Source organism: Vibrio sp. V43_P6S15P86 (genome assembly GCF_009904725.1).
In the GTDB taxonomy this organism is placed as follows: domain Bacteria; phylum Pseudomonadota; class Gammaproteobacteria; order Enterobacterales; family Vibrionaceae; genus Vibrio; species Vibrio diabolicus.
This window is the reverse complement of record NZ_WXWT01000381.1, coordinates 1-2,948: the sequence shown is the minus strand read 5'-3', so window position 1 is coordinate 2,948 and position 2,948 is coordinate 1. Positions and strand designations below refer to the sequence as shown.

Genomic DNA, 2,948 nt, shown 5'->3' with positions numbered 1-2,948 from the left:
TTTTAATTTCACGATTCCTCCGGGTTTCAGAGGAACCATCTGACTGAGTGGTTAGGGCTCAACCCTTCTTTAAGGGGCCGTCCCTTTTCCTTGCGAGGAATAAAGCAGAGGTTCTGCTCTATTTCCTAGCTTACTGCTAGCACTCGTAAATCTTATTTTTTACTAAATCGTTTTCTTCTTGATGAACATTGAATCACCATATGAGAAAAAGCGATATTTGTTTTCTACCGCATGCTTGTAAGCATTCATGGTGTTCTCATAACCTGCAAATGCACTCACCAACATGATCAGTGTGGATTCTGGCAGGTGGAAATTGGTAATCAAGCAATCCACAAGCTGATATTCGTAGCCAGGAAAAATAAAGATTTCTGTATCACCAAAGAATGGGACCAACTCAGTCCCTTTTTTCACTGCGTCTTGCGCTGCGCTTTCAAGTGAGCGTACCGATGTAGTACCAACAGCAATAATTCGTCCACCGCGCGCTTTCGTCGCTTTAATTGCTTCGACGACTTCTTGCGGTACTTCTACGTACTCAGCGTGCATATGGTGATCGTTGATGTTTTCTACTTTTACTGGCTGGAATGTACCAGCACCAACGTGCAAAGTGACGTAAGCAAACTCTGCGCCTTTCGCTTTAATTTTCTCTAGTAGAACATCATCAAAATGAAGACCCGCTGTCGGCGCCGCTACTGCGCCTGGCTTCTGGTTATATACGGTTTGGTAACGCTCTTTATCTGCATCTTCATCTGGGCGGTCAATGTAAGGAGGAAGCGGCATGTGGCCGATTTCTTCCAAAATTTCTAATACCGTCTTATCAGCGTTAAATTTCAGTTCAAATAGATCGTCATGACGCGCCACCATTTCTGCTGAGTATTCATCATTCTCGCCAACAATGATGGTTGTACCTGGTTTTGGAGATTTAGAGCAGCGAACGTGCGCGAGGATGCTTTTCTCGTCAAGCATGCGCTCCACCAGCACCTCTAGCTTACCACCCGACTCTTTACGACCAAAAAGACGAGCAGGTATAACACGAGTATTATTAAACACCACGAGATCACCGGGTTGAACTTGGCCCAATACATCAGTAAATGTGCCATCAATTAGCTCTCCGGTATTGCCGTCCATTTGTAATAGTCGGCTAGCGGTACGCTCTGGCTGAGGGTAACGAGCGATAAGTTCATCTGGAAGGTCGAAATGGAAATCTGATACTTGCATGTTACTTGTCTTATATATTGGTCAAATCACGTCTAGGACGACGATAAAATTGCGACGAGTTTTTCGCAGCAGACTAGTATATGTTTACATGCTGCAATAGCAAGCAAATCCCCAGAATATCACTGTAAAAGCCATGATGAAGAGTGTAATAAAACGTGAAAAACCGCGATCACTTGGCATTATTTTTCAGTTTAAGCCGACAGAAATGGAACATTAAAAAGCAAAGCAGCGCATAACGCTGCTTACTCGTTTGGTATTCAAATCGCCCTATCAAACCTCACGCCTTCGCCACCACGCCAAGGGCACGAATAGACCCAATAGCCACAGACCCAGACTGCCACCATCATCATCTGACCCTTTGAAATCACAGTTATTAGTTGCGATACCGTCGTGACACTCTTTATCTCCGCCGACTTCGTTATTAGCCTCTTTAATAAAGTTCGGTGCAATGATGTAGCTACTTGGTGGCACATCGGCAGTAATGTAAGACTGTACCCAGTCGTAATATTGGCTCACCTTGGTGTAGAAACTTGGAATCGTCAAAGAGCCACAAGTTGGAAGAATGAGAGGTCCACCGCTAACAATACCAATCTGTTTTCCCGTAGCCACATCGACCAGCGGCCCCCCACTGTCACCTTTACATGCAGAGTTACCATATTGGGTGTGGCTATCCGGCTCTAATACTCGGTTTTTCGTTGGTAGCGTACAAATTTTGGTTTGGTTTTCTCTTGAGTCGATGATCCCCGGAAAACTGCTGCCAATTTCTAAACGCTCATAACATTTGTCGATGGGTAAAAATGTACTAATGGTGGTTTTGAGCGTATTGGAAGGTTCAGAAGCATCCGGCTGAGTGGTCCCCCACCCAAACACTTGCACATTTTCGACACGTTGATTGGTCAGGTAATTATCGTTCCAATCCGCTGCCAAACGCGCTTCGATACTCTCCATGTCGGCTTTGTTTGCTAAATCAGCAAAGCTCGCATTTGCCACTGGGCGCGTGAGATACAGCAACGCGATGTCTGAGTCTAAACCGGTTTGTATAGGTTTCACGTTACCATTACTGTCGGTCTCAGCTTTTGAAATCCGCGTGTAATCAGGGTGAACCACAACGTGAGACACCGGATAGAAGTTATCAAGCCCTGCTGAATTAAGTTCATGCACATTCGCATTCACCGACAACTCGCCCGGCGGGGTCACATAGTAGCTTGCTTCGTTCGTTCCCTGCCCCATTACCACGCAGTGTGCCGCAGTCAACACCCACTGCTCCGTCAGCATGGTGCCGCCACACAGTGGGAACTCTGCCATATTACTTGCTCGTAAAGTAACGCGGTCAACAGAGTCGGTTAGTTCATCTCCTAACACAATCGCCTGTGCTGATTGCACACTGAATGCCGCCACTGCCAGCGCAATGAGTTTGTTACACGTTGTTCTTTTCATTTAGGTTGCTGTCTTCAATTTGGTAAGCCTGAGCGTATCTTCTTCGAGAGACGAATCTTGGAAAATCCAACGAATAAAAATGTGCGATTCAATTCATTGGATTACCTTGGGTACACATTCAATATCAATCAAAAATGCCAACTGACTCGCACGCAAACCGACTTATTCAAATTAATAAAAACGTCGATAAGACACAGATTACGCAGACAAAAAGAAGCGCAAGTGTATTATGCTATTTAATTGATGAAAAACGAGTTAGCTCCCAGATATACAGAAAAATATTCTCTATATTTAAG

Annotated in this window: 2 protein-coding genes; both read right to left on the bottom strand. The window is 44.9% G+C overall.

Going from position 1 to position 2,948, the window contains the following annotated elements:
• Positions 1-162: 162 nt before the first annotated feature.
• Positions 163-1,215, bottom strand: a complete 1,053-nt coding sequence (gene queA, locus CAG69_RS17240; protein ID WP_161445350.1) for a tRNA preQ1(34) S-adenosylmethionine ribosyltransferase-isomerase QueA — start codon at positions 1,213-1,215, stop codon at positions 163-165.
• A 270-nt stretch (positions 1,216-1,485) separates the two neighbouring features.
• Entirely contained in the window at positions 1,486-2,652 is a 1,167-nt protein-coding gene (locus CAG69_RS17235; RefSeq protein ID WP_006741891.1) for a S1 family peptidase, read from the bottom strand.
• Positions 2,653-2,948: the final 296 nt, after the last annotated feature.

Excerpts from the sequence above, each read along its gene's own strand:
- queA (WP_161445350.1), bottom strand. The coding sequence starts at position 1,215 with ATGCAAGTATCAGATTTCCATTTCGACCTTCCAGATGAACTTATCGCT.
- CAG69_RS17235 (WP_006741891.1), bottom strand. The coding sequence starts at position 2,652 with ATGAAAAGAACAACGTGTAACAAACTCATTGCGCTGGCAGTGGCGGCA.